This window comes from Halogranum amylolyticum (genome assembly GCF_900110465.1).
GTDB lineage: Archaea > Halobacteriota > Halobacteria > Halobacteriales > Haloferacaceae > Halogranum > Halogranum amylolyticum.
Genome location: NZ_FODV01000003.1, coordinates 92,731 through 117,195, shown reverse-complemented (window position 1 = coordinate 117,195; position 24,465 = coordinate 92,731). Strand labels below are relative to the sequence as shown.

Here is a 24,465-nt window from a genome sequence, read left to right as displayed (position 1 = left end):
GTGTGGGACCCACAGCGACGAACGACGGCTCAGTACGTGTCGACGTTCGTCCCGACCGAGCAGACGTACTCGCCGGTCGCGACCTGCGGGAGTCGGCGCGAGCGCCAGAAGATGCCGCTGTTGTCGGCGGTGACGCGGGCCTTCAGTTTGCCGAAGACGTCTGTCACCTCGAACAGCGTGTCACCGGGGCTGACGCGGGTGCCAAGCTCCTTTTCGAAGCTCACGAGGCCGCCGGCGGGCGACCCGTACTGGTCGAAGCTCTTCGCGCGGGTCTGTCGCTGTAGGTCGGCGTCGTCGTCGAAGAAGTCGTAGTGACGGAGCACGTTGAAGACGCCGCGGACGCCGAGTCGGATGCTCTCGTCGTCCCAGCCGACACAGCCGCCGAGTTCGGGGTCGATGGTCGGGACGCCCTCGTCGGGGCCGGCGCGGGCGAGTTGGCCGTCGGGTCCCTTCTGGTCGAGCACGTAGCCGATGCCGAACGCCTTGGCGAGTTCGAGACACTCGCGGTGCATCCGGTGACGACGGCCACACCGGACGCGGACCTCGTTTATCATCCGACTGGTCGACCCCTGATGGAGGTCGAGGATCAGATCCGCCTGGCGGGCGACGTCGAACGTGGCGGCGGCGATGCGCTCGCTCGACGTCCCGTTCTCGTCGCCCGGGTAGGCGCGGTTCATCTTCGTGTCGTCGACCGGGTTCCGGTGTTGTGCGATCTGGAACGCGTGGTAGTTGACGATGCCGACGACGAGGACCGTCCCGCTCAGTTCCGCGGGGTCGAGCTGCGGGACGACCTGCTGGATGACGCCGACGCCGTTGAGTTCGTCGCCGTCGCTCGCAGCCTGCATGTAGAGCGTCTGTCCGTCGCGTGCGCCGTTGATGACGGCAACCGGAAGGCCAACCGTACTGCCGTCGCGGGTCTCTCCGACTTCGAGCCGCCCGGTGTCGAACTCGCCGGGGGCCGCGCTCGCGGTGCCGAGCGTGGTCATTGTCCGATGGTGGGTCGCACCACTCTTTAGGGGTTCGGTCCGTCGGAGCGCCGCTGGGTGACGGTTCCGCAGTCCCACCGGACTGATTCCCACGAAACGTTTATTCCACCTTGTCAGGAACAAAACGTGCAATGCGAAGCGGGGAACCCGGCCGTCTCTGCGACGGCCGACCGGTGTCTGTCGGGAGGCGTCCGTCGTGACGCTCCGGTTCGAGTCGACCGGACCGACGACGTTCCGCGTCGTCGACGACATCGAACACAGCCAGTTCGAACTCCGTACGCCCGCCCCAGTCTCGCCCCGAGAGGCTCCGCCGGGTCGGTTTCGGTTCCCCGTCGACGGAGCGGTCGCCGTCGAGACGGCGACGCTCCGACTCCCGAAACTCACCGGGATGGTCGTCCGCGGCCCCGACGGACGGACCGTCGCCCAGTCGTCGAACCGCGACGGCCTGTCGCTGCCCCACGACCGGTACGACCTCGAGGTGACGACCGCTCCGATGAAACTGTACGTCGCCGTCGAGTCGCCGCTCACCGTCTCGTACGGCGCCGGCGAGACGCGCCTCTCGTTCGGCTCCGCTACCGACGTGGCGATCGGTGCGCGGTCGTTCCACGAGCGTCCGGCGGGGACGGTGACGACGACGGGGGAGCCCGAGGCGATGATGCGGGCGATCGCCACGTTAGGGTCGTCGCTCCAGACGCACTCGCCCGAACGGTCGTTCCCGACGCTTCGGGGTCACCCCCCGTTCCTCGAACTGGGCGAGGAGTTCGACGTCCCTGCAACCGTCGACCCGCCCGACACCGGGTTGACGCTCGTCCTCCCGCCGGAACTGCCGGCGGTGTTCGCGGCGGCCCCGCTCGCCTACTACCTCGGCGCGGACGTCGTCTCCGGCTGTGACCCTCGCCTCGCTGGCGACGGCTGGTCGCACTCGCTGACGGTCGAGGGCTGTCTCGAGACCGGCGTCGCACGGACGCTCCGACGGGTGTTCTTCCTCGACTGCCTGACGCGTACCGAGGGCTACTACCCCGTCGACCTCCACGAACGACGCACCGTCGAGTCGGCGCTCGCGCTCGACTTCCCCGCGCTCTACGACCTCCCGCTCGACGAGCAGGTCGGCGCCTATCTCGACGTCCCCTTCGACGATCTCGAGCCGTACCTGCCGACGTGGACGCTGACGACCGACATCCAGCCGCGAGCGAGCAACGTCGAGATGTTGCCGTTCGTCGCGAACGACCTCTCGCTCGTGCGGTGTCCGACGGCGACGTGCGCCGAGACGGTCAGCGCCGAACGCGACGCAGTCTCGGACTTCTTCCGCAGCGACCCGCTGCCCGCAGGCGAGTTCGTCCGCGGCGGGACGGCCGTCGACGGCGCGTCGGGGGAGCCTCGCGGGTCGTCGTCGTCGACGGAGATCGTCGAACCGGATCCGGTCGACACCGTCGAACACGCGTGGGTCGGCGACGGCTACCCGCTCGGCGCGAGCAAGGCGACGCCGACCGCCTACCGGCGGCGACTCGACCGCGACGCGGTCGAGCGCACCAGCATCGAGATCACCGTCGTCTGCAACGACGACGAGATGCGCGAGGAGGACGTCGTCGCCGACCTCTACGGTCTCCGCGACCTGCTGCAGTTCGACGTCGAGGTCCACTACGACCTCACGCGGGACCGACTCGTGGAGGTGTTGCGGTCGCCGACGAACTTCCTGCACTACATCGGCCACGTCGACGAGCGAGGCCTCCAGTGTGCCGACGGCTTCCTCGACGTGACGACGCTCGACGGCGAGGTGGCCGTCGAGTCGTTCCTGCTGAACGCCTGCAGTTCCTACGAGCAGGGCGAGGCGCTCATCGACCGCGGGAGCTACGGCGGCGTCGTCACGCTCTCGGAGGTGCCCAACCGCGCCGCCACCGAGTTCGGCCGGACGCTGGCGCGACTGCTCAACTGCGGGTTCACGCTCCGATCGGCGCTGTCGATCGCGCAGGACGACTTGGTCGTCGGCTATCGGTACATCGCGATGGGTGATGGAGGCATGACGCTGTGTCAGGCGGAGAGTGGAACGCCTATGTTGGGCCGTATCTCGGATACTGCTACCTCTGGTCAAATTGAAATAGAGCTTGACTACTATCCTTCTCCTATCTACGGAGTTGGATCGATTATAATTCCATATATAAATGAAGAATCTGTCTACTACTTAGCGGCAGACACAATAGACACGTTCTGTGTCTCTGTAGATGAATTATTCTCGTTCCTCGAATTAGAGGTGATACCGGTTATTATCGGCGACTGTTTGCAATGGAGTGACGAGCTAGATCCGGATCGCTTTGGTTAAGGGCCGTTGATTGCACCTGAGTTATTCGCCAACGCCGTCCCCGCCTGCGACAACAGCAGGAGCATCGTGAACAGGACGCCGGTCATTCGTGGGTGCTGCTTCAGGTAGGCTGCCATCGTTTCGTTCATCTACACCCAATTAATTCCACGGATGCAAAAAGAAATTAATTAATGAAATTTGGCAACTCAATCATGGATTTTTCCTGACCTGTCACCGAGTAAGCTCACAATACTGCTCTGGTGGACACTGTAGTGCAGTTTCGGCCCGCTCCCTCCAGAGTAATTTTGTCGACTCCCTTCGACGGACCAGTATGGACGACGAGGACGTCGGCGCGTTCACCACGTTCAGACAGTTCTTCGCGCTTCAGGGCGACGTGCTCGTGCTCTCCGTGGCGATGTTCGCGTTCAGCCTCGGCTTCCAGATGACCGGGCGGTACATGCCGCGGTACATGAGCGTTCTCGGCGCAGGGAGCGTCGCCATCGGTCTGTACGGGAGTTTCGGCAACCTCGTCAGCGCCGTCTACCCCTACCCCGGCGGCGCGCTGTCGGACCGCATCGGGTCGCGGACGGCGCTGACGCTGTTCGGGTTGGCATCGACGGTCGGGTTCGTTGTCTGGCTGTTCGCACCCGCCTTCGGCTTTCTGACGCTCCCGGGCGTCCAGGTCGGTCCGCTGGCGATCGAGGCGGTCACCCTGCCGGTCGGCATCTTCTTCGGCCTCCTGCTGTCGCAGGCGTGGAAGTCGTTCGGGCTCGGGGCGACGTTCGCCATCGTCAAGCAGAGTGTCCCGCCCGAACGCCTCGCAAGCGGGTTCGCCAGCACCGAGACGTTCCGCCGGACGGCGTTCCTCGTCGGGCCGCTCCTGGCCGCGGGACTGCTCGCGGTCTACGAGTTCCAGATCGGGTTCCGGTACGTGCTCCTCCTCGCCGCCGGGTTCGGTCTGGTCGCGACCGTCCTCCAGCACTGGCTCTACGACGCCGCCGAGGACTCGCTCGGCAAGTCCTTCGCGGGGTTGCGCGCCGTCGTCGACGACGTCCGCCAGATGCCCGACCCGTTGCGCCCGCTGCTCGTCGGCGACACGCTCGTCCGGTTCGCCAACGGGATGGTGTACGCCTTCTTCGTCATCGTCGTCGTCGAGTTTCTGGCGGTCGGCGCGACGCTCCCCGTGGTCGGTCGCGTCAACCCCGACGCCTACTTCGGAGTGCTCTTGGCGATCGAGATGGCCGTCGCACTGGTCGTGATGGCTCCCGTCGCGGCGCTGGCGCGTCGTGTCGGTCTCAAACCGGTCGTCGCGCTCGGCTTTGCGGTCTATGCGGTCTTCCCGCTGCTTCTCATCTCCGCGCCGCCGAACGCCCTCGTGTTGGCACTCCTGTTTGCGTTCTCCGGCCTGCGGTTCGCCGGGCTGCCGGCGCACAAGGCGCTCATCGTCGGCCCCGCCGAGGAGAACGCCGGCGGTCGCGTCGTCGGGACGTACTACCTCCTGCGGAACGTCGTCGTCATCCCCAGCGCCGCCCTCGGCGGGTGGCTCTACTCGTCGTCGCCGACGGTCGCGTTCGGGGTGGCGACCGCCGTAGGCGTGGTCGGGACGGCGTACTTCCTCGTCTTCGGCGAGGAGTTCGAGGCGTACGCGTGAGTGGCCTAAGAAACGAAGAGAGACGACGAGGCTTTGTCCCCACACTCCTCACGTAGACGCGTGAGCGACGACGTCCCCGAACGGCCGCCTTCGGGCGGACTCGTGCAGGCACTGAACGTCCCCCGCAACGCCAAAACTGGCGTCGCCGTGGGGCTACTGTTGGCTGTCTCCGTCTACCTCGTCCGCGTGTTCGAACTCCTCGGACCCGTCCTCGGCACGCGCGAGTATCCGTTTCTCGGTCCGGAGGGGTGGTTCCTCTTTCTCGCCTTCGTGCTCGCGACGACGAGTGCGATGCTCGTCACGGCGCTCTTGACACTCGTCTCGGCGTACAGACTGGCGCGAGAACTGTAGTCAGTCGTCGAACTTCTGTGGGTCGCCCGCGAGTTCGCTCAGCTGCTCGGCGGCCGCGCGCGTCCCCTTCGCGATGATGACGTCGTCCGGCGTGAGCTTCGTCGTCGGGCCGGGCGAGACGACCCACTCGCCGCCGTCCGGTCGGCGGACGGCGATGACGCGCATCCCCGTCTCCGTCCGAACCATCTTGTCGCCCAGCGTCGCGTTCGCGAGGTGGCTCCCCCGACCGACGGTGAACCGGACGATGATCTCGTCGGACTCCTCGACGGCGGCGGCGACGACGGGGTGGGTGTCGAGCCCCCGAAGGACCCCCTCGCTGATCTCGAGGGCGGCGTCGCTGATCACTTCCGTCGCGCCCGCGAGATGCATCAGCCCGCGCAGCGAGATGGGGTCGTCGACGCGACTCGCCGCCCGGAGCGTCCACGCCTCGAACCGCGACTCGAGGGCGTCGACCTCGGCTTCGAGCTCCGACACCTCCTCCGCGACGCCCTCGCTGTCGAACAGCACCGACCCGTAGGCGAGGTCGACGGCGAGTTCGCTCATGTTCTTCATCAGGACGATGGAGTCGACCGCGCGTTCGAGATCTTCGATGGTGGGTTCGGGGACCGTCGGCGGTTCGTACGGTGCGCCCGTCAGCTCCCGCGAGACGGTTCTGAGCCCGTCGTCCAGCCCGCGGAGCAGCACCACGTCCTCGGCCTCGAGCGTCGTCTCGTGGTCGGGGTTGGTGATCCAGTCACCCTGTCGACGGATGGCGATGACGCGAACCCCCGTCTCGGTCTCCATGTTGATGTCGGCGAGCGTCCGGCCCACGTAGGAGGAGTCGGGGATGACGACGCTGCGGACGACCGTCTCGACCGCCTCGGGGAGCGCTGCGCGCATCGCGTCGGGGAGGCCGATGTCTTCGAGGACGATCTTCGCGATGTCGCCGGCGGCGTCGGAGATCTTCTCGGCCGCGCCGACGACGCCCAACACGGGTGCGAGCGCCTCGGCGTCGTCCGGCGTGCGTGCGGCCATAAGCAGGCTCATCCGCGCCCGCAGTTGGAGGACGTCCATCCGCTCTTCGAGCGCGAGCACCTCCTCCGCGATGTCGTCGCTGCCGTGGAGTACCGCCGAGTACGAGAGGTCGATGAGCAGTTCCGCGGTGTCTTTCATCTCTGCGAGTACTGCCTTCACACTGACTGGTTCGTACTCGACGTCCCCGGGGTCCATACCCGGCCGTTTACCCCCTGACCGGAAAAGGGTTGCTCGCCTCCACCGTCTCGCCGTACGTAGCCCGAGGACCTCGAGACGGCGACGGGTTGATCGCTGTCGCCGTAACCCTCCGTCGACTCGTATGAGTCATGGTGGCACGAAACGGGCAAACGATAACGCTTTTTTGAGACGGTCGGGAACCATTGAGGTATGTCAGACGATCTGAAGCGGGGGCTGGAAGGCGTGCTCGTCGCCGAATCCGAACTCAGCTACATCGATGGCGACGCCGGCAGACTCATCTACCGAGGCTACCCCATCGAGGATCTCGCGCGTGACGCGAGCTACGAGGAGGTCGTCTACCTCCTCTGGCACGGAGAGTTGCCGACACGGGAGCAACTCGAGTCGTTCCGCGAGCGGATGGCCGCCGAGCGCGAACTCGAAGACGGTGTCCACGAGACGGTCCGCGAACTCGCCGAGGCCGACGAGAACCCGATGGCGGCGCTTCGGACCGTCGTCTCGAACCTCTCGGCGTACGACGAGGACGCCGGCTTCGACGACGTCACCGACCACGAGGCGAACGTCCGGAAGGGCTGTCGCATCACCGCGAAGATCCCGACCGCGCTAGCCGCCTTCCAGCGCATCCGGCAAGGTGACGACCCCGTTGCGCCGCGCGAGGACCTGAGCCACGCCGCGAACTTCCTCTACATGCTCAACGACGAGGAACCCGACGACGTGCTCGCCGAGACGTTCGACATGGCGCTCGTCCTCCACGCCGACCACGGACTGAACGCCTCGACGTTCTCGGCGATGGTCACCTCGTCGACGCTGTCGGATCTTCACAGCGCCGTCACCAGCGCCGTCGGCACGCTCGCCGGGTCGCTCCACGGCGGGGCCAACCAGAACGTGATGAAGATGCTCGAGGAGGTCGACGAGGCCGACATGGAACCCACGGAGTGGGTCATCAACGCTCTCGACGAGGGACGTCGTGTCCCCGGGTTCGGACACCGCGTCTACAACGTCAAAGATCCGCGGGCGAAGATCCTCGGCGAGAAGTCCGAGGAGCTCGGCGAGGCCGCGGGCGACATGAAGTGGTACGAGATGAGCGTCGCCGTCGAGGAGTACATCATGGAGGAGAAGGGGCTCGCGCCCAACGTCGACTTCTACTCCGCATCGACGTACTACCAGATGGGCATCCCCATCGACATCTACACGCCCATCTTCGCGATGTCGCGCGTCGGCGGCTGGATCGCACACGTCCTCGAACAGTACGAGGACAACCGCCTCATCCGTCCGCGCGCCCGCTACGTCGGCCCCGAGGACCGGACGTTCGTCCCCCTCGACGAGCGGTAACTCTCTCGACCGACGTTCGTCGCTCGACTCGATCGGTCCGCGACTCGCCCGTCGAGTCCGACGCTAACCTTTTGCTGACAGCCACCGATGGTATAGTATGGCACCGTATGGCCTCCGACGACCGAGTGGCGACGACGTCAACGCCCTGAAAGAGATCCCCGCACAGCGAATCCGCGAACGATACCCCGGCAGCGAGCGGTACGCGCGTCGCGTCAGTGAGATGATGCGCGACGCCGCGATGACCGCCCGCGAGTCCGACGAGTACCACCACCTCGGCGACGTGATGCTCGACTCGATGGCGCGGTACTTCCCCGAGGAGTACCAGGCACGCCGCCGCAGCCTCATGATCAAGTCGTTCGCCGCGGGTGCCGCCGCGGGCGGCGTCGCCGTCGGCTACCTCACGCGACGCCTCTGGTCGAACTGAGGACACCCACCCCCGTTTTTCGGACTCCCGACTACTCTTCGGATAGCGTCGCCGCCGTCACTCGCTCGCACTCCCCCGCTCGGCCATCATCGACGCCGCGCGTGTCGCCCAGTCGCTCCGCCAGAAACTCACGACGACGACGCCGGCCATCCAGACGTACGAGAGAGCGATTCCGGCGTACGCGCCGACGACACCGTAGTCGAGGACGACGCCGACGAGGTAGGTGAATCCGACCATGAACCCGAACAGGCCGGTGGTGCGCGCGAGGAAGGGGAGTCGCGTCTCGCTGGCACCGCGGAGCGCACCCTGCAGCACTGTGAAGGCGACGAGGAACGTCGCCGTCACGCCGTAGAGACGGGCGAAGTCGACCGCGTAGCGGGCCGTCTCGGGGTCGTCGGTGAACGCCCGGACGAACGGTTCGGCGACGACGACGAGCAGCAGACCGACTACGCCGACGGTCGCGAACCCGAGGCCGACGGTCGCCCACCCGTCGTGTCGTGCACTCGCCGGGTCGCCGTCGCCGAGCGCCTGCCCGACGACGATGCTCGCGGCGACGTTGTAGCCGCGCGAGAGCGGTCCCGTCACCTGCTGGTAGATGCGTCGGCCGATCTGAAACCCCGCGTTCACCTCGGTGCCGAAGCCGAGCAGGATGCTGTTGAGCGGGAACTCCGCGAGCGTCGAGGCGAGCCCCTCCGCGACGGAGGGGGCGCTGACGAGGACGAGTTGCTTGGCCACGACGGGATCGGTCGGTCGGACCAGCGAGGCGTCGGTCCACTCGCTTCGGAGCGCCGCGAGGAGCGCGAGCGCCGTGACGACGTTCGCGACGGCGGTGGCGACACCGACGCCGACGACGCCCGTGACGGCGACGCCGAACAGTTCGACTCCGGCCGTCCCGAGCAGGCCGAGGCCGAGCACGACGCTACCGACGATGTTGAGCAGGTTGGCGACGACGTTGACGTACATCGGCGTCTCGGTGTCGCCCGTCCCCTGCAACGAGCGGGCAGCGACGAGCGCGACCTGTCTGGCCGGGGCCGTCGCGAAGACGACTCCGAGATAGAGCCCGCCGACGTCGGCGACGGCAGTGGGTGCGCCGAGCAGAGCGATGGCGTCGCGGCCGAACAGGAGGCCGAAGGCGACGAAGGGGACGCCGAGCAGCGCGCCGAGGAGGATGGCGATGCTGACCGCCTGATCGCGGTTGGCGTCGGCACCGCTGCCCGTGTCCTGACTGGAGAGGGCGATGGCCCCGCCGCCGGTGCCGAGACCGACCCAGAGCGGGAACCGCGCGTAGAGGTCCGCGAGGCCGATCGCGGCGACCGCCACCGGCGAGATCGTCGCCGTGACGAGGATGTCGGTCGTCCGCATCAGCGTCCGGAAGGTCTGTTCGGCCATCACCGGCCACGCGAGTCCGAAGACTCGCTTCCAGACGCCGAGGAGTCGTCCGTCGCGCACAGCGTCTCTCCGGCGGCGTCGGCTTTCACCGTACCGGAATCCGCCCGATCGACCGGTGGTCTCTCCCGTCTCGGTCGTCGTAACACACGGAACGGCAGCCTCTCAGGCAGTTCCCACGAGACGTACGTTGAACTGTGTGTGTCCCGAAGCGGTCCCATGGATGTCTTCGTCTACGGGACGCTCACAAACCCAGCGCAGGTCGCACAGGTCGTCGACTCGTACACGTTCGTCGGGGCCGCAGTACTGGAGGGGTTGCATCCGGTGGAGGGCCGGTATCCGACGCTCGCACCGGGTGGGTCGGTCGGCGGCCGCGTCCTCCGGACAGACGACGTCTCGGCTCTCGACGCCTACGAAGGGGTCGACCGGGGGCTCTACGTCCGGGTGTCGGTTCCGTGGGACGAGACGGCCGAGTCGCTCGGAGACGACGCGGTCGCTGTCTACGTCGGCGACCCCGACCGTCTCGCCGTCGGCGACGCCGTGTCGTGGCCCGGAGCAGGGTCGCTCGGCGATCGCGTCGAACGGTACGTCGCGACTAACGAGGTGACCGTCCGACCCACCGACTGACGCCGGCGGACGAGGGGACGACGGACGTCTGACAGTCGACTCATCTCACCGCAGTCTTGCGGTTTTACTTTCACTCCGGGTGGCGGACGTTTATGTACTTTCGGGGTGATAGTTAGAGTGCGCGTCACGCGCACCTAATTCCCCCTTCCGAGACAACCCGCCGAGCGACGGCGTCGTGCGGACTCGGCCGCTCGCCACCGCTAATAAACAATTAACAACTACGGTAGAGTAGCCGTACGTATGCTCTCGCTCTCCGACGTTCTCGACGCGCGCGAGCGCGTCAGCGAAGTCGCGCGACACACACCGCTCGAGTACTCACACACGTTCACCGACATGACCGGCGCGGAGGTCCACCTGAAACTGGAGAACTTCCAGCGGACGGGGTCGTTCAAGATCCGCGGTGCGATGAACCGGATCGCGACGCTCACCGAGGAGGAGAAGGAGGCGGGTGTCGTCACCGCCAGCGCCGGCAACCACGCACAGGGTGTCGCGCTCGCGGCGACGCGTGCGGGCGTCGATTCGACTATCGTCATGCCCGAACACGCACCGATCACGAAGGTGAAAGCCACCGAACGCTACGGGGGACGCGTCGTCCTGTCGGGTGCGGACTACAACGAGGCGCAGGACAAGGCTCATGAGATCGAGATGGAGGAGGACCGCGTCTACGTCCACGCCTTCGACGACGACTCCGTCATGGCCGGTCAGGGGACCATCGGACTCGAGATCGTCGAGGACTGTCCCGATCTCGACACGGTGGTCGTCCCCATCGGCGGTGGCGGCCTCATCTCCGGCATCGCGACGGCGGTCAAAGAGCAGATTCCCGACGCTCGCGTCGTCGGCGTCCAGGCCGAAGGAGCCTCCAGCGTCGCCGACTCACTGCAGAAGGGCGAGATTCAGGCGCTGGACTCGGTCGACACCATCGCCGACGGTATCGCCACCCGCCACGTCGGAACGAGACCGTTCGAGGTCATCCAAGAGCGCGTCGACGAGGTGGTCACCGTCTCCGACGAGGAGATCGCGGTGGCGCTCACCTACCTGCTCGAACGCAGCAAGACGCTGGTCGAGGGGGCGGGTGCAGTCCCGCTCGCGGCGCTGTTGTTCGACAAGTTCGACTACGAGGACGACGAGGTGATCGTCCCCGCGCTGTGCGGCGGCAACATCGACATGAACGTGCTGACGACGGTCATCATGCGCGGACTCGTCGAGACCGGCCGGTATCTGAAGGTCCAGACCGTCCTCAAGGACCGTCCGGGTGCACTGGAGCGACTCATCGAGGTCATCGCCGACCACCAGGCGAACATCTACGCCATCCGCCACGACCGGACCTCCCGAAACATCGCGATGAACGCCGCCGAGGTCGAGTTGGACCTCGAGACCCGCGGAGAGGACCACGTTGAGGAGCTGCTCGACGGGCTCCGTGAGCACGGCTACGAGGTCGACGTGCTGGTCTGAGGTGGGCTACGTCCCCGTCCGGTCGACGTTCTGTTCCTCGAAGAGCGCATCCGCCCGCGACTCGCCGTAGCTCATCAACTCTCGGACGAACGCGGGACTTCGGTCGAGCTGTGTCGAGTAGTGGAGGTCCTTGTCCAGTTCGAGCCGACGCACGGTGACGGATCGGTAGACGTCCTTCGGGAGGTGGCCCGCCTCGAGCCACTCGTTGACCTGGTTGATGAACCCGATCTCCTGGTTGAGCGAGAGGTTCCCCGCCAACTCGCTGCGTCGGTCGGCGATCTCCTCGAGCGACCGCGGTTCGCCCTCGCGTCGCTGTGGGTTGATCTGGACGATCCAGATCTCGTCGGGCTTCTGCTCTACGGGCCCCTGGAGAAAGTCTTTGACGGGGGGGTTCTGCGAGAACACTCCGTCCCAGTGGTAGTGGCCGTGTATCTCGACCGCCTCGAAGAGCGTCGGGACGGCTGCGGAAGCGAGTACGGCGTCGACAGTCACCGCCTCGTCGATGAACGTCTCGAACTCGCCGCCGTTGATGTCCACCGTCCCAACGATCAGTTTCGGGGCGTCGCGGGTACACAGCGAACCCAACTCGTCGAAGTCGACGTGTCGTTCGACCACCTGCCGGAGTCGGTGTTTTCCCAGAGCCGTTCCGGGGACGTCGTAGGGGCTGAACGTGGGAAGGGCGACGCCGCTGCTCCGGACGCGCGCCCCCCAGACCAGCCACTCGTTGGTCGCGGCGTCGACCGGCGACCGCGCGGAGAGATCGGTCCAGAACTCCCCCAGCGCCTCGCGGGCCGCCTCGGGTCCGTCGGTGACGAAGTTGTACCACGCGACGAGCGCGCAGAACGCGCCGCCGGAGGTTCCACTGACTCCGACGAGTCGGTCCGCGTCGTCCCAGTCGTCGAAGAGCCCACGGAGGACGCCCGCCGTGAACGCGGTGTGGCTGCCGCCACCTTGACAGGCGATCGCGACGTTCCGTCCGTCCTCGTTGTCGGCCTCGGTACCGTTCGCCGGATCTCGGTCACTCATGGGGAGTCGCCTGATCGTCGTCGTCGGGGACCGGTGCGTCGACGTTGGACTGCGTTGACATGCTAACACGAGGATCGATCGGCGCCTGTATCAATCTAGGCCGACGTGACTCGACGTTTTAAGGCCCGTCCGGTCGACGCCTCGGATATGAAGCGAATCATCAGCACCGACGACGCCCCCGCGGCGGTGGGCGCGTACAGTCAGGCGGCGACCGACGGCGACCTCCTGTTCACCGCGGGTCAGATCCCGCTCACGCCCGACGGCGACCTCCTCGACGACGCCGACATCGCCACGCAGACCGAGCAGTCGCTGGACAACGTGATGGCCATCCTCGCCGAGGAAGGGGCCGACGCAGGGGACGTGCTGAAGGTGACGGTGCTGCTCGACGACATCGACGAGTTCGAGGCGATGAACGAGACGTACGAGACGTACTTCGACGACGAGCCGCCGGCCCGCAGCGCCTTCGAGGTGGCGAACCTCCCGAAGGGCGTCGGCGTCGAGATCGAAGCCATCGCCTCGCTGGAGTAGCCGAACGTGCGGCCACGCGTCAAGTCGAGCGTCCTGTGGGGTGCAGTGGGAGCGTTCGCCTTCCTCGCGCTCACGCAGGGGTACGTCCTCGTCGGCGGTCGGCTGCCGCTGTCGTTCCCGAGACGTCTCGTCGTCGCCGTCGTCCTCGGCGTCGTCGTCGTCGGAGTGGCCTACGTCACCGAATATCGCGTGGCGCAGAAGGGAAGGACTTAAACTTCCCACCGCGGTACGTTGGGATACGAGCCAGGATGGCTGAGTGGTAAAGCGCACGCCTGGAAAGCGTGTTCCCTCTGGGATCCAGGGTTCAAATCCCTGTCCTGGCGTTTCTCGGGAAACTACGTGACGAGCAGCGCGTTTCATCGCGCTGTGATGCACTGTTTTGGGTGCTCGACTACGCAGGGAGTTGAATGAGGGAGCGACTGAAAGGAGCGACCGTGGTTCAAATCCCTGACCCGTGACCTTTCTCCGAACGTGACCGATAAACTCCCGTTGTGTTCTGTCTTCAGTCTAGATCGTGTTTTCATAGCAACACTTAGATGAGTATATCTGTTGCTGACTGCTATGAGGAACCAATCCTACATCGACCGGGAAGTAATCGAACGAATCACGGAAACAGAAGGACGGATTTCGAACAACTATGCCACGTTCGACACGCTCATCGACAAACTCGAAGCACTCAAACCGTATCTCGTCTCGGTAGCACGGGACGATTCAAGGTTCACTACGTACATGGATGTCGCCGACGAGGTCGGAGTTTTCACGGCCCGGCAATCGTGGGTCCTCGGTATCCTCGGACTCCACGAAGACGAGATCGGGAATCCACCACTTCCTGCCGTGGTCGTTCAGCGGGGGTCTGGTGAACCCACAGTGGGGGACAAGTACTTCCTGATGGTCGAAAAGCGACGACGCTCACGGACGACGTTCCGCGGACGAGCGAACGCAGACAACGACTGTGGGAGGAACACTTAGCCGCAGTCCGTGATACGTGGCGAGAGTAGTCACTTAGGGGTCCGTTCTCGTTCGTTCTCGGGGAGAGGCCACAGTGAAACACAGGTCTTCACTCCGCCGTGCGAAAATATCAGATACATTATAAAAACATTCATCAAGCTCCACGGCTTTTCCTTGCATGACAATGCCTGACACGAAGAGTGGTCGAGAGAAGAAGGGGCTCAACAAGGAAGCGCAACTCGAAGCCGAACTCACTCGACGTGAACTCCGGGCAGAGGGGCAAGAGGAACCGCCGCAGGCGGCCGAAGAGGAGGTCGACTCGGAGTTCCTCGCGAACCCCGCGGAAATGGAGGAGCTGACCGACTGACGTCGTGGCCCTACGAGCCGTCTGTGTCTCGACGCCTCGGGCGTCGCGTTTTTATCACCCCACCGAGTAGCCGCGAGCGTGCACACCCGTGCGAACTACGCCACCGTCTACATCGGCGCACAGCTCGCGCCCGACGACGGCGGTCTCGACCTCGACTGGGCGACGACTGCCGGCGACACGACCGAGGAGTTCGAGTTCACCGTCACCACCGACGACCCTATCGACGCCTACGTCGGCCTGCAGGCGTTCGACGTCACCGAGTACGGTCACGAGATCCTCGTCAACGGCGAGTCGCTCGGCGGGTTCGACATCCCGCCGAACGAGGGTTGGCAGTACTGGGTCGACACGCTCTCCGGTGCGTCGCTCCACGAGGGGACGAACACCATCCAGTTCTGTCGTGACTCCACCACAGACGACGCGTTCGCCGTCGGGACGGTGACGATCCACTGGAAAGAGCGCGTCGACGAGTGAGCGACACCGAATCGCCGGATTCGAAACGGGTATCTCCCCGACGCCCTCTCCTCCACGTAGGCCACATGGTGGACGAAACTTACGACGCCGAACCCCGTGGGCGGTACGAAGCACTCGTCTCAGACGACGGCTTCGTCGAGATCTACGACACGAGAGACGAGTTCGCGTGGATCCGCGCGGACAACGCGGTCGAACTCGACCGAACACGATAACCCTCCTCCCAGCCGCCGCTCGCCGTTTCTCTGCTGCTCCGACGCCGACGAGCGACGCGTCCTCGCTCGGTGCGCCGACGCCGCTCTCGGGGTCGCTCGATTGCTATTTAAACCGACCCGATATCGCGGATCGACCGTCGGCCGGGAGCGTGGTAACGAACCACACGACGACCGGACGAGCGTCGAGCAGTCTGGTGGTTTGTCGAACACAGACGACTGACGACAGGCGACACACTCTCGAACCGAACCGAAGCCCTTATATAGAATCACAAACAATCAGGCGATGAACCATGAGTCAGCGAATGCAACAGGGTCAGCCGATGATCATTCTCGGAGAGGATTCCCAGCGCGTCAAGGACCGTGACGCGCAGGAGTACAACATTCGTGCTGCCCGTGCGGTCGCCGAGGCAGTACGTTCCACACTCGGCCCGAAAGGGATGGACAAGATGCTCGTCGACTCGATGGGCGACGTCACCATCACGAACGACGGCGTCACCATCCTCAAGGAGATGGACATCGACAACCCGACGGCCGAGATGATCATCGAGGTCGCCGAGACGCAGGAGGACGAGGCAGGCGACGGGACGACGACCGCCGTCGCAATCGCCGGCGAACTCCTCAAGAACGCCGAGGACCTCCTCGAGCAGGACATCCACCCGACGGCGGTCATCAAGGGCTTCCACCTCGCCAGCGAGAAGGCACGCGAGGAGATCGGCAACGTCGCCGAGTCCGTCGACCCCGACGACGAGGACCTGTTGAAGAAGGTCGCCGAGACCTCGATGACGGGCAAGGGCACCGAACTCAACAAGGACGTGCTCGCCCAGCTCGTCGTCGACGCCGTCCGACAGGTCACCGTCGAGGCGAACGACGGCTCGCACGTCGTCGACCTCGAGAACGTCAAACTCGAGACCCAAACCGGCCGCTCGGCCTCCGAGTCCGAGCTGCTGACGGGTGCAGTCATCGACAAGGACCCGGTCCACGACAACATGCCCTCCGAGGCAGAGGACGCCAACGTCCTCCTGCTCAACGAGGCGATCGAGGTCGAGGAGGCCTCCGCGGATACGAACGTCTCCATCGACAGCCCGGACCAGCTCCAGCAGTTCCTCGACCAGGAGGAGAAGCAGCTGAAGCAGAAGGTCCAGCAGATCGTCGACTCCGGTGCCGACGTCGTCTTCTGTCAGAAAGGTATCGACGACCTCGCACAGCACTACCTCGCGAAGGAGGGTATCCTCGCCGTCCGCCGCGTGAAGAAGTCCGATATCAAGTTCCTCAAGAACGTTGTCGGCGGCTCCATCGTCTCGGACCTCGACAGTCTCGAGGAGGCCGACCTCGGCCACGGCTCGGTCAGCCGTGACGACGAGGACGAGCTGTTCTACGTCGAGGGCGACGACGCCCACGGCGTTACCATCCTCCTGCGTGGCTCCACCGACCACGTCGTCGACGAACTCGAGCGCGGCATCCAGGACGCCCTGGACGTCGTCTCCACGACCGTCTCCGACGGTCGCGTCGTCGCCGGCGGCGGTGCCATCGAGGTCGAACTCGCCTCGCGACTCCGCGACTACGCTGACTCCGTCTCCGGTCGCGAGCAGCTCGCCGTCGAGGCGTTCGCCGACGCGCTCGAACTCGTCCCGCGCGTCCTCGCGGAGAACGCCGGCCTCGACTCCATCGACACGCTGGTCGACCTGCGTGCGGCCCACGAGGAAGGCAACGTCCGCGCCGGCCTGAACGTCTTCACCGGCGAGGTCGTCGACACCTTCGACGCAGGTGTCGTCGAACCGGCCCACTCGAAAGAGCAGGCCATCTCCTCGGCCACCGAGGCCGCGAACCTTGTCCTCAAAATCGACGACATCATCGCCGCTGGTGACCTCTCCACCAAGGGCGATGACGACGAGGGCGGCGCACCCGGCGGCATGGGTGGCATGGGCGGTATGGGCGGTATGGGCGGCGCGATGTGAAAAGCGGCGAACGCCTCTTTCCCGTGTGCGGCTGAGGTTTCCTCAGCCAACGCGATGTGACGCTCGGTTAGCGGCACTCGCCTCACCCGAACCGCTGCACCGCTCGACGAACGATCCTTCTCTATTTCTGACTGCGTAGCCGCTGCACTCGACACGCCGTCTCGCGAAAGAACGTCGAGTCGACGGACTACTCGCCGTCGCCGCAGGGTGGGAACCCCTCGACGCGCAAGAACAGTCGTTTGTTCGCCGTTTCCGTGGCCACACGCTCTGTTCTGACAGGTAACTATCCGTTAGTGGTGACCGGAGAGACACGTCCGCTCGGCGTTTAGCATGAACTAAATACGACCCTGCAATATTTGCCCGCATGCAGACGCTGCTCCTCAACAGCGACGACGTCCACGCCAACTGCCGGATGAGCGAACTCATCCCGGCCGTCGAAGACGCCTTCGCCGCCTACGAGACGGGTGACGCCCAGATGCCGCCGAAGTCCTACATCGACCTGCCGCAGTACAACGGTGACTTCCGGTCGATGCCCGCCTACCTCGACGCGGGCGACTGGGACGCCGCCGGCATCAAGTGGGTCAACGTCCACCCCGACAACGGCGAGAAGTTCGACCTCCCGACCGTGATGGGGACGATGATCTACTCGGACCCCGAGAACGCGTTCCCGCTGGCGCTGATGGACGGGACGGAGCTGACGATGCTCCGGACGGGCGCGGCCGCCGCCGTCGCCACCGACCACCTCGCCGTCGCCGACGCCTCCAGTATGGGCGTCATCGGCGCCGGCGTCCAGTCGTACACGCAACTGCGCGCTATCTCCGAGATCCGTCCCATCGAAGAGGTCGTCGTCTCGGACCTCTCGGAGGAACGCGTCGCCGACTTCATCGACACCTTCGAAGGCGAGTTCGACGTCCGCGCCGGCTCTATCGAGGAGGCCGCCGGCTGTGACGTGCTCTCGACAGTGACGCCCGTCGAAGAGCCCATCGTTCCCCGGGATGCGGTCGGGGAGCACACCCACATCAACGCGATGGGTGCCGACGCCGAGGGGAAACACGAACTCGCCGACGAGGTCCTCCTCGATGCGAAACTCGTCATCGACGACTTCGACCAGACGACACACTCCGGCGAGATCAACGTCCCGTACCACGAGGGCGTGCTCTCGGACTCGGACATCTACGGCGCTATCGGCGAGATCGTCATCGGGGCGAAAGAGGGGCGTACGGCCGACGACGGCGTCTCCGTCTTCGACTCGACCGGCCTCGCGATTCAGGACGTCGCCGCCGCCCACGTCGCCTACGAACACGCCGACGAGAACGACAACGGCTACGAGTTCGACCTGCTCGGCCTCGCCGAGTGAGGCCGCCTCGCGGACGCTACCTTTCTCTCTCGCTATTCCTCTTCGCCGCTCCCGGTCTGTCCAGCGACGAAGTCGAGGAACTTGCTGATGAGCCACACCACGATAATAAAGGGCAGCAGTGGCACGAGAAGGACGAGGAGGACGAGGAAGTACGTCAGTCCGATGACGTTCATCTCGGTGTCCGGGCGACTCCGGTAGCCCGGAGTGACGGTTCGGTAGGCTTTCGTCAGCACCCCTGTCTCTGTGTCGTCGGGTTCGCTGCTCATAGCTCTCTGTAGCACCGGCGAGCGGTTAAGTATTGGCTGGACAACAGAAGCGAACTCGACGGAGGCGGTCCGACGCTCCGTCGCTACTCGAGGTGGATCGCCGGGCGGAACGGCGTCGCCTTCTCGGCGCGGTCGGCTGGGTCGTAGACGTCTTCGCTCCCCTCGACGTAGATCTCGACGTCGGCGTCGAACTCCCGACGGAGGAACCCCGTCGCGTCCTCGTAGACGGCCGCCTCGTCCATCTCGCGCATCGCCTCGACGGCGTCGTCGTCGAGACCGCGGACGACGTCGACGAGGTCCTGCACGAGCTGGTTCACCTCGTTGCCGCGCTCGCGGAGGCTCTCGTGTTGCATCACCTGGCTCATCACCTGCCCGACGTTCGTGCCGACGTCGGCGACGGTGTCGAACACGAGGTTCTTCCAGTCGGCGGCGACGTACACCCGGATCGTCTCGGGGTCGGTCTCGGTGACGTCGATGATGTCGTGGACGTCCTCGGTCAGCCGTTCGACCTGTCGTTCCTCGACTTCGACGACGGTACTCTCGTACTCGGGGTCGACCGTCGGCCACGGGGCGTCCTCGGCGGGCGTCCCGGTCAGCTGCTCGTGGAGCTCGTTCGTCAGGAACGGGACGAACGGTGCGAGCAGGCGTAGACGGGTCTCCAGCACGTGCCGGAGCGTCCACCGCGCGCCGGGACGGTCCAGATCCGCACGGCGGCGGTACCAGCGGAGTTGCTCCTCGAAACCGTAGAAGGCGGCCTGACTGGCCGACCGCGTCTCGGAGTTCTCCATCGACTCGGTGACGGTACGGACGGTGTCTTGTAGCTTCGACAGCAGCCACCGGTCGACGTGCTGCAGCTCGCCCTCGTCACCCTCGTCACCCTCGATGAGATCCTGTGCCCGATTCCAGAAGCGGTCGAGTTGGTCGCGGACGCTACCGACCTGGTCGGCCCGCCAGTCGTAGTCCTGCCACGGCTCCGCGGAGTTGAGCAGGAAGAACCGGACGGTGTCGGCGCCGTACTTCTCGATCGCCTCGCCCGGCAGGACGACGTGGCCCTTCGAGGAGGACATCTTCTCGCCCTCGAGCAAGCCCATCCCCATGATGACGACCCCCTGCGGCCACATCTGCTGGTCGAACAGGTCGGCGTGGTGGAACAGGTAGAACGTCAGGTGGTTCGAGATGAGGTCGTTGGCGGAGAACCGGTAGTCGACCGGGTACCAGTAGTCCCACTCCTCGCGCAGTTGCAGCGCGCGCTCGTCGGCATCGTCCACGGCGTCTTCACCGTAGAACAGCGCGTCGAAGAACTCGCGGTCTAAGTCCTCGACGGGGACGTCCTGCAGGCGGTGGGCGATGGTGTAGTACGCCATGTAGATCGTCGAGTCGGACAGCGGTTCGATGACGAAGTCCTCGTCCCACGGCAGGCGCGTCCCCAGCCCATAGTTGCGGATGCAGGGCCACTCGTTCAACCAGTCGATGGTGTGGTCGTACTCGCCGCGGGTGTTCTCCGGGATGGCGTCCATCCCGTCGACCACCTCGTGGGCCATCCGCTTCCAGTCCTCGTCGTTGTAGGTCAGGAACCACGTGTCCTGTTCGGCGACGACGACGTCGCCGCCACAGCGACAGACGACCTCCTCGGAGAACTCCTGCATCAGGTCGAACGCGCCGGAGTCGGCGTTGTCGTGTTTGAACTCGTCGCGGGCGTCCTTGACGAGTTCGCCGGCGTACTCCCCGTACATCTCCTTCAGGTGGCCGGCGTGGAACTCCTTGTTGTAGAGGTCCTTGGTGGCCTTCTTCAGCGCCGGGTCGTCGGAGGACTCGATGCCGTTAGACTCGACGGCGTGTCGCGCCGGAATCTCGCCCCAGTCCTCCTCGTCGTCCTCGATGTCGAGGATCGGGATGGGTTCGATGTCGGCGACGTCGGCGGGGTCGATGCCGAACGACTCCAGATAGTCGGTGTCGGCTTTCGCCTCCTGAAGCGCGACGTAGTCGTCCGGCGAGTGGGCGGGAACGGACATGACGACGCCCGTCGCGTTGTCGGCGTCGACGAAGCCGGCCGGCAGGACGAGCACCTTGTCGCCCGTGATGGGGTTCGTGACGCGTTCCCCGACCAGTTCGGCACCCTCGTACTCTGCGAGCACCTCGACGTCGCGGGCCTGCAGGCGCAGCTTTTCGGCGGCCTGCGTGGAGACGAACCAGCGTTCGCCGTCGACGTCGGCGACGACGTAGTCGGCCTCGGGATCGATGTAGGCGTTCGTGACGCCGTAGACCGTCTCGGGGCGGAGAGTGGCCATGGGCACAACTACATCTTCGTCCGCCTGTTCCCACCCGAACCGAACCAGCGTGTACTCCTGGAACTCGGCCTCTTCACCCTCCAGCAGGTCGTGGGTGGTGACCGGTTGTTCCTCGTCGGTGCAGTACTTGACGGGGTGGAGACCCTTCTCCAGTCGGCCGTGGTCGCGCAGCGTCTCGTACTGCCAGGTGATGAACTTCGAGTAGCGCTCGTCGTTCGTGTTGAACTCGCGTCGCCAGTCGACCGACAGCCCCAGCGACTGCATCCCCTTCTTGTAGTGCTCCTCGATGAAGTGGTTCGCAAAGCCCATCGGCGTCTCCAACTCCGAGAGGGTGTCTTCGGGGACGTTGTAGGTGTCTCGGAGGACCGACATCTGCTTCTCCTCGCGTTTCTTCAGGCGCTCGACCGCGCCGATGATGGGCGTGCCGGTGACGTGCCAGGCGATGGGGAACAGCACGTTGTCACCCTGCTGCCGACGGTAGCGGGCGTAGACGTCGGGGACGGTGTACGTGCGGGCGTGACCGATGTGCATCCCGCCGCTCGGATACGGGTACGGGACGGTGATGAAGGTGGGTTCCTCCTCCTCACCGTCGGCGGGCGTGTCCACGGGGTCGGCCTCGTACCGACCGCTCTCGGCCCAGCGCTCTCGCCAGCGCTGTTCGAGTTCCTGCGGGTCGTAGTCCATAGTCGAGTGTGTCGGGTCGGACCCTAAAATACTCCTATACCTGACGTGCGGGGTGTTCGATCGAATGTGGGTCGCGGTCACACGCTTCTCGAGCTTCGTGGCGACCGTCGAGAGAGACCCAGGGCCACGCTCCCGCTCGACCTGCCGAAGCGAGATGAGAATCTCTAGTAACGAGTACAAGTCATCGCTCACCCGACGAGACGGCGGCGTCGCTGGCGTGGTGAGTGTCCGAAAAACTGCGATCTGGGAGCGAGTCGGGTGACGACTTACTCGACGTCGATACGGTGGGAGTCGTCGTCCTCGTCGATCTGGATCTTCGGGAGCGTGACCGTCAGGACGCCGTTGTGGTAGGTGGCGTTCGCGCCCTCCTCGTCGACCTCGACGGGGAGGCGGAAGCTCCGTCGGACGGACTGACTGCGTCGCTCGCGGCGGATGAACTGCCCCCGTTCTTCGTCGCCGGATTCGGACGTCGACTCCATCTCCTGGTCGGCGACGATCGTCAGCACCTGGCCGGCGATCTTCAGGTCGATGTCTTCCTTCTCGAACCCGGGCAGGTCGGCGACGACGACGATGCTGTCGTCGTGTTCGGTGACGTCGATGGCCGCACCGCGGTGGGCGTCCATCTCGTCGGCGCCGCCCTCCCACGAACCGAGTTGGCGGTTCATCTCGTCGAACTGGCGGCTCATGCGTTCGAACATGCTCTCAAAGTCACTGAAGTCGAATGGGTTGGAACGTCGCATCATGAATATCTCCGACATCCAGATACGCCGTTCGAGAGCTTAACGTTTGCCGGAGCAGAGCTATCTAATCGCACGCAAGCGGCGGCCTCGGCGTTGTTCACCGGCGCTCACGGGGAGGCGGTGTGTCGCTCCGGGAGGCGGTGTGCCGGGGGGACGGTGGGTCGCTCTGGGAGGCGGCGCGTCGCTCACCCGACGGAGTCACTGGACGTCGATGTCGAACCCGTCGTCTTCGGTCGTCTCCCGCTTCGGGAGGACGATCGTCAACACGCCGTTGTGGTACGACGCGCTCGACGCCGACTCGTCGATCTCGGTCGGGAGCGAGAGGCTCCGACGGATCTCCCGGTGGGTCCGCTCCCGACGGTGGTAACGTGCGTCCGTCCCCTCAGTCGTCCGGTCTCGCTGCGCGCGGATGGTGAGTCGGTTGTCGTCGACGGTGACGTCGATGTCGGACTTCTCGTAGCCGGGGAGGTCGGCGTTGACGACGACGTCGTCGTCGGTCTCGGAGACGTCGACGGCGACGTCGTGAGCGAGGCCGCTCGGTTCGAGGCCGCGACCCATCCGGTCGAACAACTCCTCGATGTCTTTGAACGGGTTGGAACGGTTCGGCATCGTATCTCTACTGTCGGTCCGTTTATCACTTCAACATTGTTGCCGCGGGGGCGACAGGAACGACCGACGGTCCCCGTGATCCGTCTCGACAGCTCGTCTCAGTACAGGACGTGTCGCGTGTCGTAGGAGCCGAGGCGGCGGACCCACCCCTTGCGGGCAATCTCCTCGACGTCGGCGAGCGCCTCCTGGGCGCGCTCCTCGTACAGCCCGGCCTCGAAGTCGACGTGGAACAGGTAGTCGCCGAGGCGGTCGCCGCTCGGGCGCGACTCGATGCGCGAGAGGTTGATGTCTCGCTCGGCGAACGCCTCGAGCAGTTCGAGCAGCAGTCCGGGGTAGTTGGCGTTGGGGTAGACGACCACCGACGACTTCCCGCCCGCGTCGGAGCGTTCGCTCGGCGGCGCGACGACGAAGAAGCGCGTCGCGTTCGACTTGCGGTCCTGGATATCCTCGGCGACGATCTGGAGCTCCTCGCCTGCATTGTCCGGGTGACCGATACCCGCGACCGTCGGGTCGTTGCGCGCGCGTTCGACGCCGCGGGCGGTGCTGGCGACGGCCTCCAGCGAGACGTGGGGGTACTCGTTTTCGAGGTAGGTACGACACTGCGCGAGCGCCTGTGAGTGACTGGCGACGGTGTCGAAGTTGCCGCTCTGGGCGAGCAGTGCGTGGCGGATGGGAGTGACGATCTCCTCGGTGACGGCGATCTCGCGGTTCGAGAGCGCGTCGAGCGTCTCGGTGACGCTCCCCTCGATGCTGTTCTCGATGGGGACGACGCCGCGTTCGTACTCGCCGTCGGCGACGGCGTCGACGATGCCGGTGACCGACTCGCGGAACTCCACCTCGTCTGCGACTGCGCGGGCGGCGCGGTGGGAGTACGTGCCCGCGGGACCGAGGGTGACTGCCTTCATGCTACGAGGCTCTTTGCCGGTCGGTGGCAAAAGGCCGTCGGGTCGCTGTAGTTGTGAGCACGGTAGCTGTTGGCTCGTTCGGTGACGTCTCCGGAGTCGAGTAGAGAGCCACCTCGAACGCCCACGCGTTCTCGACCCGCCGCGGTACGCTCTGTGCTCCTCGTCACACTGCGGTGCTTGAGGCACCGGGGCAGAATCGAGAACGCGTCCCCTTCCGGCCCCACCCCACAACACGGCCACAGCCTCCCCAACCGACTCGCTCACTTAGTCGCCTCTCGGAAGACCTTCGGTCTTCCTGTCGCTGGGCAGCACTGCTGCCCGGCTTCAATCGATCCCAAAGGAAGCGCCCTGCCCTCCACTCGCTCCACTCGTGAAGATTGCTCAGTGAGCGACTT

At 65.4% G+C, this 24,465-nt stretch carries 25 protein-coding genes and 1 tRNA gene; 16 read left to right on the top strand and 10 right to left on the bottom strand.

Annotated elements, in window-relative coordinates; all coding sequences use genetic code 11:
- Positions 1 to 29 precede the first annotated feature (29 nt).
- Entirely contained in the window at positions 30 to 986 is a 957-nt protein-coding gene (locus BSG17_RS06555) for a succinylglutamate desuccinylase/aspartoacylase family protein (protein ID WP_089822263.1), read from the bottom strand.
- A gap of 196 nt (positions 987 to 1,182) precedes the next feature.
- On the opposite strand from BSG17_RS06555, the gene BSG17_RS06550 reads away from it, so the two are divergent.
- Positions 1,183 to 3,303: a hypothetical protein gene (locus BSG17_RS06550; RefSeq protein ID WP_089822261.1), complete on the top strand. Its 2,121-nt coding sequence runs from the start codon at positions 1,183 to 1,185 to the stop codon at positions 3,301 to 3,303.
- On the opposite strand, the gene BSG17_RS28220 is transcribed toward BSG17_RS06550, so the two are convergent.
- On the bottom strand, positions 3,300 to 3,431 hold the full coding sequence (locus tag BSG17_RS28220) for a DUF7503 family protein (RefSeq protein ID WP_280141159.1): 132 nt from the start codon (positions 3,429 to 3,431) through the stop codon (positions 3,300 to 3,302). The two genes, BSG17_RS06550 and BSG17_RS28220, sit on opposite strands and share 4 nt — an antisense overlap.
- Before the next feature lie 182 nt (positions 3,432 to 3,613).
- On the opposite strand from BSG17_RS28220, the gene BSG17_RS06545 reads away from it, so the two are divergent.
- Both BSG17_RS06545 and BSG17_RS06540 read left to right on the top strand, forming a co-directional pair.
- On the top strand, positions 3,614 to 4,933 hold the full coding sequence (locus BSG17_RS06545; RefSeq protein WP_089822259.1) for an MFS transporter: 1,320 nt from the start codon (positions 3,614 to 3,616) through the stop codon (positions 4,931 to 4,933).
- 60 nt (positions 4,934 to 4,993) lie between these two features.
- Positions 4,994 to 5,284, top strand: coding sequence for a DUF7536 family protein (locus BSG17_RS06540; RefSeq protein ID WP_089822257.1), 291 nt, complete (start codon positions 4,994 to 4,996; stop codon positions 5,282 to 5,284).
- On the opposite strand, the gene BSG17_RS06535 is transcribed toward BSG17_RS06540, so the two are convergent.
- Entirely contained in the window at positions 5,285 to 6,493 is a 1,209-nt protein-coding gene (locus tag BSG17_RS06535) for a potassium channel family protein (RefSeq protein ID WP_089822255.1), read from the bottom strand.
- Between the two features lie 192 nt (positions 6,494 to 6,685).
- Between BSG17_RS06535 and citZ the strand changes: the two genes are divergently transcribed.
- Together citZ and BSG17_RS06525 are read left to right on the top strand one after the other, a co-directional pair.
- Positions 6,686 to 7,825, top strand: coding sequence for a citrate synthase (citZ, locus tag BSG17_RS06530; protein ID WP_089822253.1), 1,140 nt, complete (start codon positions 6,686 to 6,688; stop codon positions 7,823 to 7,825).
- Between the two features lie 97 nt (positions 7,826 to 7,922).
- Positions 7,923 to 8,249 (top strand): hypothetical protein, encoded by a 327-nt coding sequence (locus BSG17_RS06525; protein WP_089822252.1) that lies wholly within the window; start codon positions 7,923 to 7,925, stop codon positions 8,247 to 8,249.
- A gap of 57 nt (positions 8,250 to 8,306) precedes the next feature.
- Here BSG17_RS06525 and BSG17_RS06520 read toward each other — a convergent pair whose 3' ends face one another.
- Positions 8,307 to 9,638: an MATE family efflux transporter gene (locus BSG17_RS06520; RefSeq protein ID WP_089823017.1), complete on the bottom strand. Its 1,332-nt coding sequence runs from the start codon at positions 9,636 to 9,638 to the stop codon at positions 8,307 to 8,309.
- A 216-nt stretch (positions 9,639 to 9,854) separates the two neighbouring features.
- Here BSG17_RS06520 and BSG17_RS06515 point away from each other — a divergent pair, with 216 nt between their 5' ends.
- Together BSG17_RS06515 and ilvA are read left to right on the top strand one after the other, a co-directional pair.
- Complete coding sequence (locus BSG17_RS06515) at positions 9,855 to 10,262, top strand: gamma-glutamylcyclotransferase family protein (protein WP_089822250.1); 408 nt, start codon at positions 9,855 to 9,857, stop codon at positions 10,260 to 10,262.
- Positions 10,263 to 10,502: 240 nt separating this feature from the next.
- Complete coding sequence (ilvA, locus tag BSG17_RS06510; protein WP_089822248.1) at positions 10,503 to 11,714, top strand: threonine ammonia-lyase; 1,212 nt, start codon at positions 10,503 to 10,505, stop codon at positions 11,712 to 11,714.
- Positions 11,715 to 11,720: 6 nt separating this feature from the next.
- Here the strand turns inward: ilvA and BSG17_RS06505 are convergent, their stop codons facing one another.
- Positions 11,721 to 12,740: a patatin-like phospholipase family protein gene (locus tag BSG17_RS06505; protein WP_089822246.1), complete on the bottom strand. Its 1,020-nt coding sequence runs from the start codon at positions 12,738 to 12,740 to the stop codon at positions 11,721 to 11,723.
- A gap of 147 nt (positions 12,741 to 12,887) precedes the next feature.
- Here BSG17_RS06505 and BSG17_RS06500 point away from each other — a divergent pair, with 147 nt between their 5' ends.
- The 9 genes from BSG17_RS06500 to BSG17_RS06465 all read left to right on the top strand — a co-directional run bounded on the left by BSG17_RS06500 (position 12,888) and on the right by BSG17_RS06465 (position 18,578).
- Complete coding sequence (locus BSG17_RS06500; RefSeq protein ID WP_089822243.1) at positions 12,888 to 13,268, top strand: Rid family detoxifying hydrolase; 381 nt, start codon at positions 12,888 to 12,890, stop codon at positions 13,266 to 13,268.
- A 6-nt stretch (positions 13,269 to 13,274) separates the two neighbouring features.
- Positions 13,275 to 13,481: a DUF7981 family protein gene (locus BSG17_RS06495; protein WP_089822241.1), complete on the top strand. Its 207-nt coding sequence runs from the start codon at positions 13,275 to 13,277 to the stop codon at positions 13,479 to 13,481.
- A gap of 29 nt (positions 13,482 to 13,510) precedes the next feature.
- Positions 13,511 to 13,591: transfer RNA gene (locus tag BSG17_RS06490), tRNA-Ser, on the top strand.
- Between the two features lie 238 nt (positions 13,592 to 13,829).
- Positions 13,830 to 14,237 (top strand): hypothetical protein, encoded by a 408-nt coding sequence (locus tag BSG17_RS06485; RefSeq protein ID WP_089822239.1) that lies wholly within the window; start codon positions 13,830 to 13,832, stop codon positions 14,235 to 14,237.
- Between the two features lie 163 nt (positions 14,238 to 14,400).
- Positions 14,401 to 14,583 (top strand): hypothetical protein, encoded by a 183-nt coding sequence (locus BSG17_RS06480; protein ID WP_089822237.1) that lies wholly within the window; start codon positions 14,401 to 14,403, stop codon positions 14,581 to 14,583.
- A gap of 78 nt (positions 14,584 to 14,661) precedes the next feature.
- On the top strand, positions 14,662 to 15,054 hold the full coding sequence (locus tag BSG17_RS06475; protein ID WP_089822235.1) for a DUF7383 domain-containing protein: 393 nt from the start codon (positions 14,662 to 14,664) through the stop codon (positions 15,052 to 15,054).
- 65 nt (positions 15,055 to 15,119) lie between these two features.
- Positions 15,120 to 15,266, top strand: a complete 147-nt coding sequence (locus tag BSG17_RS26820; protein ID WP_170864732.1) for a DUF7331 family protein — start codon at positions 15,120 to 15,122, stop codon at positions 15,264 to 15,266.
- Between the two features lie 320 nt (positions 15,267 to 15,586).
- The gene (gene thsB / locus BSG17_RS06470; RefSeq protein WP_089822233.1) at positions 15,587 to 17,221 is read left to right on the top strand and encodes a thermosome subunit beta; all 1,635 of its coding nucleotides are present in this window, start codon (positions 15,587 to 15,589) and stop codon (positions 17,219 to 17,221) included.
- 364 nt (positions 17,222 to 17,585) lie between these two features.
- Positions 17,586 to 18,578 (top strand): ornithine cyclodeaminase family protein, encoded by a 993-nt coding sequence (locus BSG17_RS06465; protein WP_089822231.1) that lies wholly within the window; start codon positions 17,586 to 17,588, stop codon positions 18,576 to 18,578.
- 32 nt (positions 18,579 to 18,610) lie between these two features.
- Here the strand turns inward: BSG17_RS06465 and BSG17_RS06460 are convergent, their stop codons facing one another.
- The 5 genes from BSG17_RS06460 to pheA all read right to left on the bottom strand — a co-directional run bounded on the left by BSG17_RS06460 (position 18,611) and on the right by pheA (position 24,070).
- The gene (locus tag BSG17_RS06460; protein WP_089822229.1) at positions 18,611 to 18,844 is read right to left on the bottom strand and encodes a DUF7535 family protein; all 234 of its coding nucleotides are present in this window, start codon (positions 18,842 to 18,844) and stop codon (positions 18,611 to 18,613) included.
- 83 nt (positions 18,845 to 18,927) lie between these two features.
- The gene (gene leuS / locus BSG17_RS06455) at positions 18,928 to 21,816 is read right to left on the bottom strand and encodes a leucine--tRNA ligase (protein ID WP_089822227.1); all 2,889 of its coding nucleotides are present in this window, start codon (positions 21,814 to 21,816) and stop codon (positions 18,928 to 18,930) included.
- Between the two features lie 266 nt (positions 21,817 to 22,082).
- On the bottom strand, positions 22,083 to 22,559 hold the full coding sequence (locus BSG17_RS06450) for an Hsp20/alpha crystallin family protein (RefSeq protein WP_089823015.1): 477 nt from the start codon (positions 22,557 to 22,559) through the stop codon (positions 22,083 to 22,085).
- A gap of 195 nt (positions 22,560 to 22,754) precedes the next feature.
- Positions 22,755 to 23,165: an Hsp20/alpha crystallin family protein gene (locus BSG17_RS06445; RefSeq protein WP_089822225.1), complete on the bottom strand. Its 411-nt coding sequence runs from the start codon at positions 23,163 to 23,165 to the stop codon at positions 22,755 to 22,757.
- Positions 23,166 to 23,263: 98 nt separating this feature from the next.
- Positions 23,264 to 24,070, bottom strand: coding sequence for a prephenate dehydratase (gene pheA, locus BSG17_RS06440; protein ID WP_089822223.1), 807 nt, complete (start codon positions 24,068 to 24,070; stop codon positions 23,264 to 23,266).
- Positions 24,071 to 24,465: the final 395 nt, after the last annotated feature.

What these genes read in the sequence shown, in the direction of transcription:
- BSG17_RS06555 (WP_089822263.1), bottom strand. Translation starts at nt 986, where the DNA reads ATGACCACGCTCGGCACCGCGAGCGCGGCCCCCGGCGAGTTCGACACC.
- BSG17_RS28220 (WP_280141159.1), bottom strand. Translation starts at nt 3,431, where the DNA reads ATGAACGAAACGATGGCAGCCTACCTGAAGCAGCACCCACGAATGACC.
- BSG17_RS06545 (WP_089822259.1), top strand. Translation starts at nt 3,614, where the DNA reads ATGGACGACGAGGACGTCGGCGCGTTCACCACGTTCAGACAGTTCTTC.
- BSG17_RS06535 (WP_089822255.1), bottom strand. Translation starts at nt 6,493, where the DNA reads ATGGACCCCGGGGACGTCGAGTACGAACCAGTCAGTGTGAAGGCAGTA.
- citZ (WP_089822253.1), top strand. Translation starts at nt 6,686, where the DNA reads ATGTCAGACGATCTGAAGCGGGGGCTGGAAGGCGTGCTCGTCGCCGAA.
- BSG17_RS06525 (WP_089822252.1), top strand. Translation starts at nt 7,923, where the DNA reads ATGGCACCGTATGGCCTCCGACGACCGAGTGGCGACGACGTCAACGCC.
- BSG17_RS06520 (WP_089823017.1), bottom strand. Translation starts at nt 9,638, where the DNA reads ATGGCCGAACAGACCTTCCGGACGCTGATGCGGACGACCGACATCCTC.
- BSG17_RS06515 (WP_089822250.1), top strand. Translation starts at nt 9,855, where the DNA reads ATGGATGTCTTCGTCTACGGGACGCTCACAAACCCAGCGCAGGTCGCA.
- ilvA (WP_089822248.1), top strand. Translation starts at nt 10,503, where the DNA reads ATGCTCTCGCTCTCCGACGTTCTCGACGCGCGCGAGCGCGTCAGCGAA.
- BSG17_RS06505 (WP_089822246.1), bottom strand. Translation starts at nt 12,740, where the DNA reads ATGAGTGACCGAGATCCGGCGAACGGTACCGAGGCCGACAACGAGGAC.
- BSG17_RS06500 (WP_089822243.1), top strand. Translation starts at nt 12,888, where the DNA reads ATGAAGCGAATCATCAGCACCGACGACGCCCCCGCGGCGGTGGGCGCG.
- BSG17_RS06485 (WP_089822239.1), top strand. Translation starts at nt 13,830, where the DNA reads ATGAGGAACCAATCCTACATCGACCGGGAAGTAATCGAACGAATCACG.
- BSG17_RS06480 (WP_089822237.1), top strand. Translation starts at nt 14,401, where the DNA reads ATGCCTGACACGAAGAGTGGTCGAGAGAAGAAGGGGCTCAACAAGGAA.
- BSG17_RS26820 (WP_170864732.1), top strand. Translation starts at nt 15,120, where the DNA reads ATGGTGGACGAAACTTACGACGCCGAACCCCGTGGGCGGTACGAAGCA.
- thsB (WP_089822233.1), top strand. Translation starts at nt 15,587, where the DNA reads ATGATCATTCTCGGAGAGGATTCCCAGCGCGTCAAGGACCGTGACGCG.
- BSG17_RS06465 (WP_089822231.1), top strand. Translation starts at nt 17,586, where the DNA reads ATGCAGACGCTGCTCCTCAACAGCGACGACGTCCACGCCAACTGCCGG.
- BSG17_RS06460 (WP_089822229.1), bottom strand. Translation starts at nt 18,844, where the DNA reads ATGAGCAGCGAACCCGACGACACAGAGACAGGGGTGCTGACGAAAGCC.
- leuS (WP_089822227.1), bottom strand. Translation starts at nt 21,816, where the DNA reads ATGGACTACGACCCGCAGGAACTCGAACAGCGCTGGCGAGAGCGCTGG.
- BSG17_RS06450 (WP_089823015.1), bottom strand. Translation starts at nt 22,559, where the DNA reads ATGATGCGACGTTCCAACCCATTCGACTTCAGTGACTTTGAGAGCATG.
- BSG17_RS06445 (WP_089822225.1), bottom strand. Translation starts at nt 23,165, where the DNA reads ATGCCGAACCGTTCCAACCCGTTCAAAGACATCGAGGAGTTGTTCGAC.
- pheA (WP_089822223.1), bottom strand. Translation starts at nt 24,070, where the DNA reads ATGAAGGCAGTCACCCTCGGTCCCGCGGGCACGTACTCCCACCGCGCC.